Below are 16,637 nucleotides of genomic sequence, written 5' to 3' on the forward strand. Positions count from 1 at the left end.
GGTGAGAATCGCGGTCACCGGGGCCAGCGGCGTGCTCGGCCGCGGCCTCGCCGCCCGATTGCTCAGCCAGGGCCACGATGTCGTGGGCCTCGCCCGTCATCGACCCGAAAGCTGGCCGAGCTCAGCCGACTTCGTCGCGGCCGACATCCGGGACGCGGCCGCGGTCAGGCGCGCCATCGCCGGCGCCGACGTCGTCGCCCATTGCGCGTGGGCCCGCCGCCCCGGCCCCGACGATCGGATCAGTCACCAGGTCAACATCGAGGGCACCCACAACGTTCTCGCGGCGATGGCCGAGACCGGGGCCGGGCGCATCGTTTTCGCGTCGTCGGCGCACGTTTATGGTGGGGGAGACGCCGCGAAGGCCGAGCGCGACGCGCTGACGCCGGTGTCCGCGGACGGCCTGCACAAGGCCCGCGTCGAGGGCATGCTGGCGGCGTCCGACGCCGAATGGGTCGCGATCCGATCCGCTTTGATCGTCGGCCGCGGCGTCGATAACTGGGTGCGGCGACTGCTGGCGTTGCCGGTGTTCCCCGACCGGGTCGCTGATCGCCGCGTGCAGCTCGTGCACATCGACGACACGCTGCGGCTCTTCGCCCGCGCCGTCCTGGACACCGGAATCGTCAGCGGCCCAGTCAATCTCGCCGCCCCTGGCGCGCCGACGCTTCGTCGGATCGCCGCGGTCCTCGGGCGCCCGGTCGTCCGATCGGGCGACCCGTTTGCGGTGCTGCGGCGACGCGGGCTGTCTTCGTTCACCGAACTGGAGCTGGCGGTGCAGGGCGCCCCGCCGATGGATACGTCGCGGCTTCGCGACGCGTGGGGATACGTGCCGGCGTGGAGCTCCGACGAATGTGTCGAGGACTTCGCGCTGGCGGTGCGCGGCCGGGTGGCCGTGGGTAAGCGTGTCGTGTCGGTGCCGTGGCGGCTGGCCAACGTCCAGGACCTGCCCGTCGTCGACGCGCCGTCCGACGACGGCGTGGTGCCCAGATTGGCCGGCCCGGAAGGAGATAACGGCGAGTTCGACACGCCGATCGACCCGCGTTTCCCCACCTTCCTGGCCACCAACTTGTCCGAGGCGCTGCCGGGCCCGTTTTCGCCGTCGTCGGCCTCGGCGACCGTGCGGGGTCTGCGCGCCGCGGGCGTGATCATCGCCGAGCGGCTGCGACCCGGCGGCATCGTCCAGCGGGAAATCGCCAGGCGCATGGTCGCGGTTTTCGCCCATCGGCTCTACGGGGCGACCACGTCGGCACACTTCATGGCCGAAACCGTGCCATTCGCCAAGCCGGCGATGATCGTCAGCAACAGCGGGTTCTTCGGTCCCAGCATGGCCTCGCTGCCGATCTTCGGCGAGGAGCGTCCGCCGTTCGAAAGCGGCCGCGCCCGAAGGCAACTGCGCACCGTCCGCAACATCGGAGTGTTTGGGGTCAATCTGGTGGGCCTGAGCTCCGGCTCGCCCCGCGATACCCACGACTTCGTCGCCGACGTCGATCGATTGGAACGGCTGGCCGGTGGCGACGTCACTCAGCTCGACGATCGCCGGCTGCTCAGCCTGATCGGCCTGGCGCGCGACCACGTTGTGCACGGTTGGGTGCTGGCCTCGGGGGCGTTCATGCTGTGCGCCGCGTTCAACGTGTTGCTGCGCGGCTTGAGCGGGCGAGACACCGCGTTGCCGGCGGGTCCGGAACTGGTCAGCGCCCGGTCGGTCGAGGCGATGCAGCGGCTGGTGGTCGCCGCACGGCGCGATCCGAACGTGGTTCGGCTGCTTGCCGAGCCGGGGGAGCGCCTCGGCAAGCTGGCCATCGATGCGCCGGAATTTCACGCGGCCGTGCTGGCCGAGCTGGCGCTGATCGGGCACCGCGGCCCGGCGGAGCTCGAGATGCTGTCGACCAGCTACGCCGACGACCCCGAGCTGCTGGTCCGGATGGTGACCAGGGCGATGAGCGCATCTCCCACCCCACAACCCCCGCGCCCGCGAATCCCGTTGCGGGCCAGGGCCGTCGCGCCGCTGGCCGCACGCCAACTCCGCGATCGCGAAGTCCGTCGCGACAAACTGGTGCGGGCCAACTGGGTGCTACGCACGCTCCTGCGTGAGTATGGGCGCCGGTCGGTCGAGGCCGGAGTCTTCGACGCCGCCGACGATGTCTTCTATCTGCTGGTCGATGAACTCGATGAGCTCGACCGGCTCCCCGCCGACGTTGCGGGGCTGGTGGCCCGGCGACGGGCCGAACGGCGCAGGCTGGCCGCCGTCGTTCCGCCGACCGTGTTCAGCGGGAGCTGGCGACCCGGCGCCACGTCGCCACCGGTCCTCGAGAGCGGCGACACCCTGCGCGGGGTCGGCGTCTGCGGGGGACGGGTGCGCGGCCGGGTGCGGATCGTGCGGCCCGAGACCCTCGACGATCTGCAACCCGGCGAGATCCTTGTCGCGGAGGTCACCGACGTCGGGTATACGGCGGCTTTCTGCTACGCCGCGGCCGTGGTCACCGAACTCGGCGGACCGATGTCACACGCGGCCGTGGTGGCCCGCGAGTTCGGGTTTCCATGTGTGGTGGACGCCCAGGGCGCAACCCGGTCCCTGCCGCCGGGAGCGCTCGTCGAGGTCGACGGCGGTACGGGCGAGATCCGCGTGCTTGAACCGGCTTCCGGTGACGCCCCGACCGGCGGCCGCGGCGCGTAAGGCCGGCCTCAGCAACCGAACGCGATGCCGACGCCGTCCGGCGGCGGCACCGACCGCAGGCACCCGAACGTCTCGATGCCGGCGGCGGAGAACCGCACCGCCGACTGGTGGGCGTAGTTCACGCAGAACAGGCCCGCCTGATCGGCGCGGCAACGGTCCTCGCCGAACGACAAGGAATCCCCGTTCGCCAGTTCGGGACCGTTGCCGTTGAGGAACGGCCCCGGATCGGCGCGCGACGACCCGACCTGCAGGTTCGTTCCGTCGAAGTCGACCCAGCCGCCCTTCCATTCGCCGTAGGCCGTGTCGGGCCGGGGCGGGGGATTGGTCAGGTCCACCAGGCACACCAGCGCGCCGCCCGTGTGCTTGGAGTCGGTCATGCAGGAAACCTTGCCGGCCTGGGTGGTCAGCGCGATGTCGCCGCCGAGCGGCGTGGCGACACCCTCGCGCGTCGCGGTGTGAAAGCGGCCCGGATCGGCCCGATGACCGGCCTCGATCCACGCGATGACGTCGGAGATCGCGGCGCCGGCGGCCGGCGCCGGCGGTGTGGCGCCGCCCGGTCCGGCGGCGGTCGTCGGCGCCGTCCCCGCAGGTGGCTGAGTGGTCTGCGGCTGCCCCGAACGGTCGCCGGCCGGGTGCGAGCAACCGGCAACCAGCAATGACGCTGCGAGCAGCACCGCGATCCGCATCCCGCCAGGCTAACCGCCACGCCCCGCGCAGTATGGCCGTGGTGTCGGCTACCGTCGCAGTTATGCATGAGCGCACCGTTCGCGCCCGCACGACCGCCGGCACGGTCGAGGGTTTCACCCGCGACCGCGTGAACCGCTGGCGATCCATCCCGTACGCCCGGCCGCCGGTGGGGCCCCTGCGATTCCGGGCGCCGCAACCGGCGCCGCCGTGGTCGGGTGTGCGGCACTGCCACGGCTTCGCCAACTGCGCGCCGCAGCAGCGCCGGTACACGATGCTCGGTGTCGGCCGCTACCAGCCCATGAGCGAGGACTGCCTCACCCTCAACGTCGTCACGCCGGAAGCCGCCGCCGGGGAACCGTTACCGGTCATGGTCTTCATCCACGGCGGCGGCTACATCCTGGGCAGCTCGGCCACACCGCTGTACGACGGTGCGGCGTTGGCGCGCCGCGGTTGTGTGTACGTCTCGGTCAACTACCGGCTGGGCGCGCTGGGATGCCTGGATCTGTCGTCGCTGTCGACGGCGGGCATCACCATCGACAGCAATCTGTACCTGCGCGACCTGGTGATGGCGTTGCGATGGGTCCGAGACAACATCGCCGAATTCGGCGGCGACCCGGACAACGTCACCATCTTCGGCGAAAGCGCCGGCGCGTGCATCACCGCCACGCTGTTGGCCGTCCCGGCCGCCGAAGGCCTGTTCGCCCGGGCGATCTCGGAAAGCCCCGCGTCGGGCCTGGTGCGCCCGAAAGACGTGGCCGACGAATTCGCGAACCGGTTCGCCCGCCTGCTGGGCGCGCGCACCGAAGACGCCGCCAATGCGCTGATGCGGACGTCGGCGGCGCAATTGGTCGAGGCTCAGCATCGGCTGATCGACGAGGGCATGGAGAACAGGCTGGGCGCCTTTCCAATTGGTCCGTCCTTCGGCGACGACGTCCTGCCCGTCGACCCCGTCGAGGCGATGCGGTCCGGCCGGGCGCACCGGGTGCCGCTCATCGTGGGCACCAACGCCGAGGAGGGCCGCCTGTTCACCCGCTTCCTCAAAATGCTGCCCACGAACGAATCGATGATCGAAGAGCTGCTGGCCGACATGGAACCGGCCGCCCGCGAACGCATTACCGCCGCCTACCCCGATTATCCGGCGCCGTCGGCGTGCATCCAGCTCGGCGGCGATTTCGCGTTCGGCTCGGCGGCCTGGCAGATCGCCGAGGCGCACTGCGGCCACGCGCCCACCTACCTGTACCGGTACGACTACGCCCCGAGGACGCTGCGCTGGTCGGGCTTGGGAGCGACCCATGCCACCGAGTTGTTGGCCGTCTTCGACGTCTATCGCACCAGGTTCGGTGCGCTGCTGACCGCGGCCGCCGATCGGCGGGCCGCGCTGCGGGTCAGCAACCAGGTGCAGCGGCGGTGGCGGTCCTTCAGCCGCACGGGGTCGCCGGGCGACGGCTGGCCCGCCTACACCCCCACCGACCGCGCCGTCATGGTCTTCGACCGCAAGAGCCGCATCGAATTCGATCCGCACCCGCACCGCCGAATTGCCTGGGACGGGTTCTCCCTGGCGCAATGACCTGGCACGCTGACCCTCATGCACGCCGACACCGAGCAAGTCATCGAACGCCCCAGTGACCTCACGGCCTCCTGGTTGGCCGCGGCGATCGGAACCGGACCCATCTCCGATTTCACCGTGGAGCGCATCGGCACCGGCCAGATGAGCCAGTGCTACCGCATCCGGCCCGACTACGCCGACGCCGACGCGAACGGGCCCGAGTCGGTGGTGCTGAAGGTGGCGGCCACCGATCCGGTGAGCCGGCAGACCGGGTCGGCCCTGGGGCTCTACGAGCGCGAGGTCCGCTTCTACGGCGACGTCGCGCCACGCCTGGACGGCCCGATAGCGCCCTGTTATCACGCCGCGATCGACACCTCGACGGGCGTTTTCGACCTGCTGCTCGGCGACGCCGGGCCCGCGGTCGTCGGCGACGAGATCACCGGCGCCACAACCGAACAGGCCAGGCTCGCGGTCGTCGAGCTGGGACGGCTGCACGGCCCGCTGCTCGGCGATGCCGCGCTGGCCGAAGCGTCCTGGCTGAACCGCGAAACACCGCTCAATCAGACGATGATCGCCCCGCTGTACGCCGGTTTCCTCGACCGGTACGGCGACCGGATCGCGCCGGAGCACCGCGTCGTGTGCGAGCGCCTGGTCGCCGCGTTCGACGGCTACCTGGCCGCGGGCTCGGAGCAGATCCAGGGCCTGGTGCACGGCGACTACCGCCTGGACAACATGCTGTTCGGCACCGCCGGGGCCGACCGCGCGCTGACCGTCGTCGACTGGCAGACCGTTTCGTGGGGACCCGCATTCACCGATCTGTCGTACTTCCTGGGCTGCGCGCTGCGACCGCCGGATCGTCGGGAGCGCTACGCCGAATTGCTGCGGGCTTACCACGAGGCGCTGGGGCCCGAGGCCCCCATCAGCGTGGCCGACGTCACCGAAGGCGTGCGCCGCCAAAGCTTTTTCGGCGTGATGATGGCGATCGTCTCGTCGATGCTGGTGGAGCGCACCGACCGCGGCGACCAGATGTTCATGACGATGCTGCAGCGCGGCTGCGATCACGTGCTCGACACCAACGCATTGGCGACCCTCCCCGTCGCGGCGGCGCCGGAGCCGCTGCGACCGTCGGAGGACGACGAACTCGCGCACACCCCCACCGCCGAACCCCTGTGGAGCGAGAGCTGGTACGCCGACTTCGTCGATGCGGCACAGGGATTGGGCGGCTGGTTCCGCGTCGGCCTGATAGCCAACCAGCGCAAGGCATGGGTGCACGCGCTGCTGTGCGGGCCCGCCATGCCGACCGTGGCCGTCGTCGACACCGACGTCCCGCTGCCGGCCGACCCGTGGCTGTTGCGCACCGACGCCTTCGAGGTGGGCCACTCCGCCGCCGCGCCTTTGCGGAGCTATCGCGTCGACGTGCGCGCGCGGGCTCAGGCCTACTCCGACCCGTCGGCGTTGTTGCGCGGGGAGCCGGGAACTCCCGTCGAGGTGACGATGAATCTGGTGTGGGACACCGCCGGCACCCCGTATCAGTACCGGCTGACGACGCGTTACGAAATACCCTGCACCGTCTCGGGAACCGTCACCGTCGACGACGTTGACTACCGCGTCGAGTCCGTCCCCGGCCAGCGCGACCACTCCTGGGGCGTGCGCGACTGGTGGAGCATGGACTGGATGTGGAGCGCGCTGCACCTCGACGACGGCACCCACCTGCACGGCGTGAACATCCGCATCCCGGGCGCACCGACGTTCAGCATCGGCTACGCCCAGGGCGCCGACCGCAACGTCACCGAGCTGCAGACCGTCGCCTCGCGGGAAGCGTTCGGCCCCAACGGAATTTCGGTGAGCGCGACGTTGGTCCTCAATCCTGGCGAGATCACCGCGGACGTCGACGTGCGGGGCCACGCGCCGGTGCGCCTGACCGCCGCCGACGGCCGGGTCAGCCAGTTCCCGCGCGCCTGGGCCAGCGTCAGCACGGCAGACGGCCGCAGCGGCGTCGGTTGGGTCGAATGGAACCGCAACCTCGCCGACTAGACGCACCCGTCGTGGTGATGGGCGTCTCCGGATCGGGCAAGTCGACGGTGGGGACGGCGCTCGCACGACGGTTGCGGGTGCCCTTCGTCGACGCCGACGCCCTGCACCCGCCGGCCAACATCGCCAAGATGACCGCCGGCGAGCCACTCAACGACGACGATCGCCACCCCTGGCTGGAAAAGGTCGGCGAATGGCTGGCCGGCCATGGCGGCGGCGGGGTGGTGAGTTGTTCGGCGCTCAAACGCGCCTACCGCGACCAGCTGCGTCGGCACTGCCCAGGCGTCGAGTTCCTGTACCTCAGCGGCTCGCCGGGACTCATCGGCGCCCGGCTTGCCGCCAGGTCGGGCCATTTCATGCCCGCCGCCCTGCTGCGATCGCAATTCGACGCCTTGGAACCCCTCGGCGTCGACGAGGCAGGTATCACCGCGGACGTCGGCCAAGGCGTCGACGCGATCATCGACGCTTTCCTGGCGGCGTCGGCGGGGCCGCGTCCGGGCACCTGACCATGGAGCCGCCCTCGCTCCGGCGCTTTGCGTGTGAATTCAGGGCTTTCGGTGTGAAGGCTCGGCGGGAAAATCGCCGAATCGACGCCCTGGCTTCACACCGAAAGCCCTGGCCTCACACCGAAGGCCCCGCGATTACCAGGGGCGCCTGCGGCGACGAGTCTTGACCCCGTCGCCGACTCGTTCGCGGGCGGCATCGGCGAGCTGGCTGCCGCGCGCCCGGGCGGTTTCGGCGAGTTCCACGCCGCGCACTCGGGCCGTGTCGGCCAACTGCTCGCCACGCTCGCGTGCCTTCTTTGCCAGTGGCGCGCTCCTATCGGCCGCCGTGCTGGCGAGTTCGCGGCCGCGTTCGAGGGCGGCCTCGGCGTATGGCGCGCTTTTCTCGGCGGCGGTGCTGGCCAGTTCGCGGCCCCGCTCGGCGCCGATTTGCAGGCCGTGCGCGATCTTTTCCCCGAGTTCCCCGAAGTCGGTGTCGAGCGTGTCGTCGGACCCCGGCAGCGCGGCGGACACCCGCTCGGAGAGCCGCTCGGCCGCCCGGCGGCCTCGCCATCCCAGCGACGGCTTGCCGGCCGTGTCGGCGGACGCGATCATCAGCCCGCCCAAGAGGCTGAGGTCGGTCAAAAACTCTCGGCGCTTCTGGGCCTTGAGCTGCGGGTCGCTCTCGCTCCAGAACATGTGCGCGCCGAGGTTGGCCGGGAGCACCGTGAAGGCCAGGGCGGCCGAGGCGACGCGGGGCGCTTTGCCGGTGGCCAGCAGCAAGCCGCCACCGATCTGAACGGCCGCGTTGACCTGCGCGAACGTCTGGGGGTCGCTGGGGATGCGGCTGCCCACCGGATCCGGTAATGCCCGAAGACCATCCACCGTCGGCGCCGCGGCTTCCGCCGCAGGCTTGGGATTGAGCAGTGAGTCGACACCTTGGCCGATGAACACCGCCGACAACAGCGGCCGTGCGATTCTGCGGATCAACATGGCAGCTGGATTACCCGGCCGGCCGGCAAACAAACCGTCCGGCTGGTGGTCCGGTCCGTACGTTCGTCGGCCGCTGGCGCCGAGTCTGCGCTGGTGGCATCGAGCCTGCGTCCACGGCGAGCTTTTCGCCTCGGGCGCCGCCACCACCGCAGTCTCGACGCCCCGACGAACAAACCGAGACCGCTAGCGGCTGTGCGACTACCGGCCGCACGACGATAGGGTGGAGCGCGTGCGGGCGTTAATCGTCGTCGACGTGCAAAACGACTTCTGTGAGGGCGGGTCGGTGCCGGTGGCCGGCGGCGCCGCCCTGGCCTCCGCCATCAGCGACTACCTGGCCGGCGAGCCCGGCTACGGCCACGTCGTGGCGACCGAGGATTTCCACATCGACCCGGGTGACCATTTCTCCGACCACCCGGATTACTCGTCGTCCTGGCCACCGCACTGCGTCGCCGGAAGCCCGGGGGCGGATTTTCATCCCGACCTGGACATCGGCCGGATCGAGTCGGTCTTCCGTAAGGGTGCCTACGCCGCGGCGTACAGCGGATTCGAGGGCGTCGACGACGATGGGACCCCGCTGCTCGACTGGTTGCGACGGCGCCGGGTCGACGAGGTCGACGTGGTCGGCATCGCCACCGACCATTGCGTCCGGTGCACCGCCGAGGACGCGGCGCGGGCCGGCCTGACCACCAGGGTGTTGGTGGACCTGACCGCGGCCGTGGCGGCGGACTCGGCCGTGGCGGCGCTCACGGAGATGCGAACCGTCGGCGTCGAGCTGGTCGGCGGCCGCTGATGGTGGTGCCACTGGATCGCGAGCAGCTGCTGGCCGCCGTGGAGCGGTCGCCGCAGGCGGCCGCCGCGCACGACCGCGCCGGCTGGGTGGGGCTGTTTGCCGCCGACGGCCGAATCGAAGACCCCGTGGGCTCGCGCCCGCACGTCGGGCGCGAGCAGATCGGCCGGTTTTACGACACCTTCATCGATCCGCGTGACATCAAGTTCCATCGCGATCTCGATATCGTGTTCGGCACCACCGTTTTGCGCGATCTCGAACTCGAGGTGGCGATGGGTCCGGCGGTGACGATGTACATTCCGGCGTTCCTGCGTTACGACCTCCGAGAAGCCAACGGCCAGTGGCAGATCGCCGAGCTGGAGGCCTACTGGGAGTTGCCGGCGATGATGCTGCAGTTCCTGCGAACCGGGTCGCGAGCGGCCTCGCCCGCCCTGCAACTGTCGCGCGGCTTGCTGACCAATCAGCGGTTGCGGGGGGACCGCGGGTTTCCTGGCCGGCTTTCGACGGGTGGGCGCGCGGCACAAGAAGCTGGTGGAGGCGTTCCTCGGCTTCGTCGCGCGGGGAGACACGTTCGGCGCGCCGCGTGCGCTGTCACCAACCGCCCCAATAACTTTGGGCGACGACAACCCGCTCGACGTCGCAGAACTTGTGGAGCAACTCAGCGGGGCCGGCTGGACCAAGATGATCGGAGCGGGTCCCACGGTCGCGGTTTCGCTCAACTCCGCGCATGGGCGCGGCATCATGTTCGCCGACGTGGTGTGGCGGGGCAACGCGATCAACCGGATTCGCTACTTCCCGGCCTGATCTCCCGCCCTCCGGAAGCCCTTTCAGCGCGCGACCATCAGCGCCAGCGTCGCCGCCGACAGGCCCAGGAAGGCGCCCGGGAACGCGATGTTGTAGAGGACGCGGGCCCTCACGTGCGTCCCGACCGCGCCGACAAAGAACAGGACCAGGCCGACGGCGGCCGCAATTCCCAAGGCCCGCAGGCCCAGCAGCCCGACGACCAGCCCCAGGGCCCCGGCCAGCTTGGCCAAGCCCAGCGCCGGCAACCAGGAGCGTGGCACACCGACCTTGGCCGAATTGGCCAGCACGAATCCCGCCGGGATGAGGTCGGCCACGGCGATTCCTCCGGTGATGACCGCGGTGGTTACCGTCACGATGATGAGTGCCGTGTTCATCGGATCAATCCCTTGTCTTGCAGCCGTTTCCGCAGCGGCGAGCCGAATGGCCGCCAGGCCCGGTGCGGCGCACAATCGGTAAGGTCATGGTGCTGGTCTCCTTTGCGACAGAGAGTTCGATGGATGTGGTCACCTTCTTGACGACTCGCACGCGGAAAAGGTGACCCATGACGACAACCGAGGATCTGGCGCGCCGCTTTGACGCGGATCGACGGCACCTGAGGTCGGTCGCGTTTCAGCTGCTGGGTTCGGCGGCCGACGCCGACGACGCGGTGCAGTCGGCGTGGCTTAAGGCCAGCCGCGCCGACGTCGACACCATCGACAACCTCACCGGCTGGTTCACGACGATCACCGCGCGCGAGGCGCTCGACCAGCTCCGAGCGCGCAAGCGGCGCGCCGAGTGGCCGCTGGCCGACCCCGACGAACTGGACCGGCTGGCCGCGACCGCGTCGGCGTCGGCGGACGAGGACGCGCTGCTGGCGGACTCCGTGGGCAGGGCGCTGCTCGTCGTGCTCGACCGGCTCTCACCCGCGCAGCGCGTCGCCTTCGTGCTGCACGATGTGTTCGCCACGCCGTTCGAGGAGATCGCCGGCCTGTTGGGCGGGTCCCCGGCGGCCGCCAAGAAGCTCGCGAGCCGGGCGCGTGCGCGGCTGCACGCCGGCCCGCCCGTCGAGCCGCGTCGCGCGGCCGAGCACCTCAAGATCGTGGACGCGTTTCTGGCGGCGTCCCGCGGCGGCGATATCGCCACATTGCTTGAGCTGCTGGCCCCCGACGTGGTCCGCCGGGTCGACGCGGCGCTGGTCCCCGCCGACGTGCCGACCGAGCTGCGCGGGGCTACCGAGGTCGCCGAGGAGACCCGCCGCTTCGCCCGGCGCGCGAGGGCCGGCGCCGTCATGCTCATCGACGGCGTCCCGGGCATCGTGATCGCCCCGCGCGGGCGCGCGCGGATCATGCTGCGGATCGGCGTCGGCGCCGACAACCGCATCCACACGATCGACATCACCGGCGATGCCGAGCGCGTGCGCCGGGCCGTCCTCGCGCTGCCGCAGTCTCAGGAACACCACAGGCCCATCGGGTACCAAGTACCTCATGCGGAGCGCCATGCTCGATAAGCCGTTCGGACGGCGGAGTCTGCTCCGGGGCGCCGGCGCGGCTACCGCCGCGGCATTGGCACCGTGGGCCGCCGGCTGCGCTCCAGACGAAGACGCGCTGACGTTCTTTTTCGCGGCCAATCCCGACGAGCGCGACGCCAGGGTACGCATCGTCGACGAATTCCAGCACCGCCACCCCGACATCAAGGTCCGCCCGGTGTTGTCCGCGCCGGGCGTCATGCAGCAGCTATCGACGTTCTGCGCCGGCGGCAAGTGCCCGGACGTGCTGATGGCGTGGGACCTGACCTACGCCGAACTGGCCGCCCGGGGGGTGCTGCTGGATCTCAACGCCATGCTGGCCCGCGACCAAGCCTTCGCGGCGGAACTGACGTCCGACGGCATCGGGGCGCTGTATGACACCTTCACCTTCAACGGGGGCCGGTACGCGCTCCCGGAGCAATGGTCCGGAAACTACCTGTTCTACAACAAACGGCTTTTCGCCGAGGCCGGGGCGCCGGCGCCACCCACCACGTGGGAGCGGCCGTGGAGCTTCGCCGAGTTCCTGGACACCGCCGCCGGCCTCACCAAGCGGGACGGATCCGGGCGGGTCACGCAGTGGGGCTTCGTCAACATGTGGTTTTCGTACTATTCGGCCGGGCTGTTCGCCATGAACAACGGGGTACCGTGGGCCACCCCGCTGAAGAACCCGACCCACTTCAATTTCGATAACGACGCCTTCATCGAGGCGGTGCAGTTCTACGCCGACCTGGCCAACAAGCACAAGGTGGCGCCCAACGCCTCCGAAGTGCAGTCGATGTCGACGCCCGACCTGTTCGCGGCGGGCAGGGCGGCGATCGCGATGGGCGGCCACTGGCGATACCAGACTTTCATTCGGGCCGACGGGCTGGACTTCGACGTCACCTCGTTGCCGGTGGGGCCGCGCAGGCAGGGACAGCCTGCCCGCTCCGATATCGGTTCCACCGGGCTGGCCATCTCGGCGAGCAGTCGACGCAAGGAGCAGGCATGGGAATTCGTGAAATTCGCGACCGGCCCCGTCGGCCAGGCGTTGATCGGTGAATCCAGCCTGTTCGTGCCGGTGCTGCGGTCGGCGCTCGACGCGACCGGATTCGCCAAAGCCCACCAGAATGTCGGCAACCTCGCGGTGCTCACCCAAGGACCGGCGTACTCGGACGGGCTGCCGGTCACGCCGGCGTGGGAAAAGATCGTCGCCCTGATGGACCGCAGCTTCGGGCCCGTGCTGCGCGGATCCCGGCCGGCGACATCGCTGGCCGGTCTGTCGTCCGCCGTCGACGAGGTGCTGCGCACCCCATGACGTCGATCGACACATCCGCCGCGCCCGGGCCGGTCAACGCCGCGGGGCCCGGTCCTTCGCGACGACGGGCCCGGGCCGGCCGGCTATTCGTCGCGCCGAACCTGGCGGCGGTCGCGGTGTTCATGCTGTTCCCACTCGGATTCTCGCTGTACATGAGCTTTCAGCGGTGGGACGTCTTCAGGTCGCCAAAGTTCGTGGGCCTGAAGAACTTCGAAGAGCTCTTCACGTCCGACCCGCTCTTTCTCATCGCCATCCGCAACACCGTGATCTTCACCGTCGGCACGGTGGTGCCGACCATCGTCATCAGCGTCGTGGTGGCCGGCGTGCTGAACCGCAAGGTCAGGGGCATCGGCATCTTTCGCACCATCGTCTTTCTGCCCCTGGCCATCTCGTCGGTGGTGATGGCGGTCGTGTGGCAGTTCGTCTTCAACACCGACAACGGTTTGCTCAACATCATGCTCGGCTGGGTCGGGATCGGACCGGTCCCGTGGCTGGTCGAACCGAGGTGGGCCATGGTCTCGCTCTGTATCGTCAGCGTGTGGCGCAGCGTGCCGTTCGCCACCGTCATCCTGCTGGCGGCGATGCAGGGGGTTCCCGAGACCGTCTACGAGGCGGCCAAAATCGACGGCGCGGGCGAGATACGCCAGTTCGTGTTCATCACGGTGCCGCTGATCCGGGGAGCGATGTCGTTCGTGGGGGTCATTTCGATCATCCACGCGTTCCAGGCGTTTGACATGGTCTACGTCCTCAACGGCGCGAACGGCGGGCCCGAAACCGCGACCTATGTCCTGGGCATCATGCTGTTCCAGCACGCGTTCTCGTTCCTGGAATTCGGCTACGCGTCGGCGCTGGCATGGGTGATGTTCGCCATCCTGCTGGTGCTGACCGTGGTGCAATTGCGGCTCACCCGCCAGCGGTCCTGGGAGAATTCTCGTGGTCTCAACTGAGAGTGTGTTCACGCGCAACGTCTTTCGCGGTGTCCTGGTCTACACCGCGCTGATCGGCATCGCGTGGTGCTGGCTGTTCCCGATCGCCTGGGCGGTGTCCGGCTCCCTGAAGGGGGAAGGCGAGGTGACCGAGCCAAGGCTGTTGCCGGCCCACCCGCGATGGTCGAACTACGCCGAGGTGTTTGCGCTGATGCCGTTCTGGCGCATGTTCTTCAACACCGTGCTGTACGCCGGATGCGTCACCGGCGGGCAGGTCTTCTTCTGCTCGCTGGCCGGATATGCCTTCGCGCGACTGCAATTTCGCGGCCGCGACACCCTCTTCGTCTTGTACCTGGGCACCCTGATGGTGCCGTTGACCGTGACCGTGATCCCGCAGTTCATCATGATGCGGATCCTCGGGTGGGTCGACACGCCATGGGCGATGATCGTGCCGGGCTTGTTCGGCAGCGCTTTTGGCACCTACCTCATGCGCCAGTTCTTTCGGACGCTTCCGACCGACCTCGAGGAGGCGGCCATCCTGGACGGTTGCTCGCCGTGGCAGATCTACTGGCGGATCCTGCTGCCCCATGCGCGGCCCGCGGTGATGGTGCTCGCGGTGCTCACCTGGGTCAACGTCTGGAACGACTTTCTGTGGCCGCTGCTGATGCTCCAGCGCAACAGCCTGGCCACGCTGACCCTCGGCCTGGTCCGGCTGCGGGGTGAATATGTCGCGCGCTGGCCGATAATCATGGCGATGTCGATGCTGATCATGCTGCCGCTGGTCATCATCTATGCGATCGCGCAGCGTTCCTTTGTCCGCGGCATCGCCGTCACCGGGCTCAACGGGTAGAACATGGCCTCGGTGACTTTCGAGCGAGCGACGCGGCGCTATCCGGGAACGGATCGACCGGCCCTGGATGGCCTCGATCTGGACGTCGGCGACGGCGAGTTCGTCGTCCTGGTCGGGCCGTCCGGCTGCGGCAAGACGACCTCGCTGCGGATGGTGGCCGGACTGGAAACGCTGGACTCCGGGCGCATCCGGATCGGCGACCGCGATGTCACCAGCGTCGATCCCAAGGACCGCGACGTGGCGATGGTCTTCCAGAATTATGCGCTCTACCCGCACATGACGGTCGCGCAGAACATGGGCTTTGCCCTCAAGATCGCAAAAACGTCGAAGGCCGAGATCCGCGACCGGGTCCTGGACGCGGCGAAATTGCTTGACCTACAACCGTATCTGGATCGCAAACCCAAAGAACTCTCCGGCGGGCAGCGCCAGCGGGTGGCGATGGGCCGCGCGATCGTGCGTCGCCCGCACGTCTTCCTGATGGACGAGCCGCTGTCCAATCTCGATGCCAAATTGCGGGTGCAAACCCGCAACCAGATCGCGGCGCTGCAACGACAGCTCGGCACGACGACCGTGTACGTCACCCACGACCAGGTCGAGGCCATGACCATGGGCGACCGCGTCGCGGTCCTGCGCGACGGTGTCCTGCAACAGTTCGCGGCGCCGCGCGAGCTGTACCGCAATCCCGACAACGTCTTTGTCGCCGGATTCATCGGGTCTCCGGCGATGAACCTGTTCACCCTTCCGATCGTCGATTCCGCCGTGTCGCTCGGGGATTGGCCGATCAGGCTGCCGCGCGAGATCGCGGGCTCGGCGAGTGAGGTCGTCGTCGGGGTCCGTCCCGAACATTTCGAGCTGGGCGGCCTCGGCGTGGAAATGGAGGTCGACGTGGTCGAGGAGCTCGGGGCGGATGCCTACCTGTATGGCCGGATCACCGGCTCCGGCAAGGTGATCGATCAGCCCGTCGTTGCGCGCGCTGACGGGCGTCACCCGCCGGAGAAGGGCAGCCGCGTGCGGCTGCACCCAGAACCCGGCCACCTGCACTTCTTCGGCACGGACGGTCTCCGAATTGGTTGAGCAACGCCCGAGCATGAGCGCCGCGCGCGCCGACCTGGTGTGCGAAGGCGGCGGCGTCCGGGGGATCGGGCTGGTCGGGGCGGTGGATGCGCTGGCCGAAGCCGGCTACCGATTCCCCCGCGTCGCGGGCAGCAGCGCGGGCGCGATCGTCGCGTCGCTGGTGGCCGCGCTGCAGGTGGCCGGTGAGCCGCTGACCCGGCTCGCCGAGGTGATGCGCACCATCGATTATCGGAAATTCTTGGACCGCAACATGATTGGGCGACTGCCGGTGATCGGCGGGGGACTGTCGTTGCTGGTGTCCGACGGCGTCTATCGCGGGGCCTACCTCGAACGGCTGCTGGCCGGGCTGCTCGGCGACCTGGGCGTGCGGACCTTCGGCGACCTGCGCACCGGCGAAGGGCCCGAGCAGTTCGCCTGGTCGCTGGTGGTGACCGCCAGCGATCTCTCACGGCGCCGGCTGGTTCGCATCCCGTGGGACCTCGGCTCCTATGGCATTGACCCGGACGGCTTTTCGGTGGCGCGCGCCGTGCACGCCTCGTCGGCGATTCCGTACGTGTTCGAGCCCGTGCGGGTGGCCGGCGCCACCTGGGTCGACGGCGGGTTGCTGTCGGACTTTCCGGTGGAGCTCTTCGACCGGGCGAACCCGCGCTGGCCAACGTTCGGGATCCGGTTGTCGGCCCGCCCCGGCATTCCTCCCACCCACGCCGTGCACGGGCCGGTGTCGTTGGGAATCGCCGCGATAGAAACACTGGTCAGCAATCAGGACAACGCCTACATCGATGACCCCTGCACCGTTCGGCGCACCATCTTTGTGCCCGCCGACGAGGTGAGCCCGATCGACTTCGACATCACCGCCGAACAACGCGAGGCCCTCTATCGGCGCGGATCGCAAGCGGGCCAGCAATTCCTGCGGACGTGGAACTACGCGGACTTCCTCGCGGCCTGCGGCGGTCCGGTCACGCCGACGTCGTGAGCGGCCCGAGCCATC

General features: G+C 69.4%; 14 protein-coding genes and 1 pseudogene. 12 read left to right on the plus strand and 3 right to left on the minus strand.

All coding sequences use genetic code 11. The features are described from left to right. Position 1 precedes the first annotated feature (1 nt). Positions 2-2,671: a sugar epimerase family protein gene (locus G6N25_RS20065; protein WP_083072573.1), complete on the plus strand. Its 2,670-nt coding sequence runs from the start codon at positions 2-4 to the stop codon at positions 2,669-2,671. Between the two features lie 8 nt (positions 2,672-2,679). On the opposite strand, the gene G6N25_RS20070 is transcribed toward G6N25_RS20065, so the two are convergent. Beyond that, entirely contained in the window at positions 2,680-3,357 is a 678-nt protein-coding gene (locus G6N25_RS20070) for a hypothetical protein (protein WP_083072458.1), read from the minus strand. A gap of 62 nt (positions 3,358-3,419) precedes the next feature. Here G6N25_RS20070 and G6N25_RS20075 point away from each other — a divergent pair, with 62 nt between their 5' ends. The 3 genes from G6N25_RS20075 to G6N25_RS20085 are packed head-to-tail and all read left to right on the plus strand — an operon-like array spanning position 3,420 to position 7,441. Beyond that, positions 3,420-4,925 carry a carboxylesterase/lipase family protein gene (locus G6N25_RS20075; protein WP_083072459.1) on the plus strand — a complete coding sequence of 502 codons (1,506 nt, stop codon included), beginning with the start codon at positions 3,420-3,422 and terminating at the stop codon, positions 4,923-4,925. 18 nt (positions 4,926-4,943) lie between these two features. Further along, positions 4,944-6,938, plus strand: a complete 1,995-nt coding sequence (locus tag G6N25_RS20080; protein WP_083072460.1) for a DUF7064 domain-containing protein — start codon at positions 4,944-4,946, stop codon at positions 6,936-6,938. Beyond that, positions 6,914-7,441 (plus strand): gluconokinase, encoded by a 528-nt coding sequence (locus tag G6N25_RS20085; RefSeq protein ID WP_232065857.1) that lies wholly within the window; start codon positions 6,914-6,916, stop codon positions 7,439-7,441. The genes G6N25_RS20080 and G6N25_RS20085 overlap by 25 nt, the downstream gene beginning before the upstream one ends. Positions 7,442-7,576: 135 nt before the next feature. On the opposite strand, the gene G6N25_RS20090 is transcribed toward G6N25_RS20085, so the two are convergent. After that, positions 7,577-8,410, minus strand: coding sequence for a DoxX family protein (locus G6N25_RS20090; protein ID WP_163672505.1), 834 nt, complete (start codon positions 8,408-8,410; stop codon positions 7,577-7,579). 229 nt (positions 8,411-8,639) lie between these two features. Here G6N25_RS20090 and pncA point away from each other — a divergent pair, with 229 nt between their 5' ends. Continuing rightward, the gene (gene pncA, locus G6N25_RS20095) at positions 8,640-9,200 is read left to right on the plus strand and encodes a pyrazinamidase PncA (protein WP_083072574.1); all 561 of its coding nucleotides are present in this window, start codon (positions 8,640-8,642) and stop codon (positions 9,198-9,200) included. Then, positions 9,200-10,001: pseudogene (locus G6N25_RS20100) on the plus strand (ketosteroid isomerase family protein). The gene pncA and the pseudogene G6N25_RS20100 overlap by 1 nt, the downstream one beginning before the upstream one ends. A 23-nt stretch (positions 10,002-10,024) precedes the next feature. Here the strand turns inward: G6N25_RS20100 and G6N25_RS20105 are convergent. Continuing rightward, entirely contained in the window at positions 10,025-10,375 is a 351-nt protein-coding gene (locus tag G6N25_RS20105) for a DoxX family protein (RefSeq protein WP_083072463.1), read from the minus strand. A 167-nt stretch (positions 10,376-10,542) separates the two neighbouring features. Here G6N25_RS20105 and G6N25_RS20110 point away from each other — a divergent pair, with 167 nt between their 5' ends. Genes G6N25_RS20110 through G6N25_RS20135 form a run of 6 tightly spaced genes read left to right on the plus strand, consistent with a single transcriptional unit; the run spans position 10,543 to position 16,622 of the window. Further along, on the plus strand, positions 10,543-11,487 hold the full coding sequence (locus G6N25_RS20110; RefSeq protein ID WP_083072464.1) for a sigma-70 family RNA polymerase sigma factor: 945 nt from the start codon (positions 10,543-10,545) through the stop codon (positions 11,485-11,487). Then, on the plus strand, positions 11,477-12,799 hold the full coding sequence (locus G6N25_RS20115; RefSeq protein ID WP_083072575.1) for an ABC transporter substrate-binding protein: 1,323 nt from the start codon (positions 11,477-11,479) through the stop codon (positions 12,797-12,799). Before G6N25_RS20110 ends, G6N25_RS20115 begins: the two co-directional genes overlap by 11 nt. Then, positions 12,796-13,746: a carbohydrate ABC transporter permease gene (locus tag G6N25_RS20120; protein ID WP_083072465.1), complete on the plus strand. Its 951-nt coding sequence runs from the start codon at positions 12,796-12,798 to the stop codon at positions 13,744-13,746. The genes G6N25_RS20115 and G6N25_RS20120 overlap by 4 nt, the downstream gene beginning before the upstream one ends. Beyond that, positions 13,733-14,575 (plus strand): carbohydrate ABC transporter permease, encoded by an 843-nt coding sequence (locus tag G6N25_RS20125; protein WP_083072466.1) that lies wholly within the window; start codon positions 13,733-13,735, stop codon positions 14,573-14,575. Before G6N25_RS20120 ends, G6N25_RS20125 begins: the two co-directional genes overlap by 14 nt. Positions 14,576-14,578: 3 nt before the next feature. Beyond that, on the plus strand, positions 14,579-15,649 hold the full coding sequence (locus G6N25_RS20130; RefSeq protein ID WP_083072467.1) for an ABC transporter ATP-binding protein: 1,071 nt from the start codon (positions 14,579-14,581) through the stop codon (positions 15,647-15,649). A gap of 13 nt (positions 15,650-15,662) precedes the next feature. Then, positions 15,663-16,622: a patatin-like phospholipase family protein gene (locus G6N25_RS20135; protein ID WP_083072468.1), complete on the plus strand. Its 960-nt coding sequence runs from the start codon at positions 15,663-15,665 to the stop codon at positions 16,620-16,622. The last annotated feature ends 15 nt before the right edge of the window (positions 16,623-16,637 follow it).

The sequence above is a fragment of the Mycobacterium heidelbergense genome (genome assembly GCF_010730745.1).
GTDB classification, from domain to species: domain Bacteria; phylum Actinomycetota; class Actinomycetes; order Mycobacteriales; family Mycobacteriaceae; genus Mycobacterium; species Mycobacterium heidelbergense.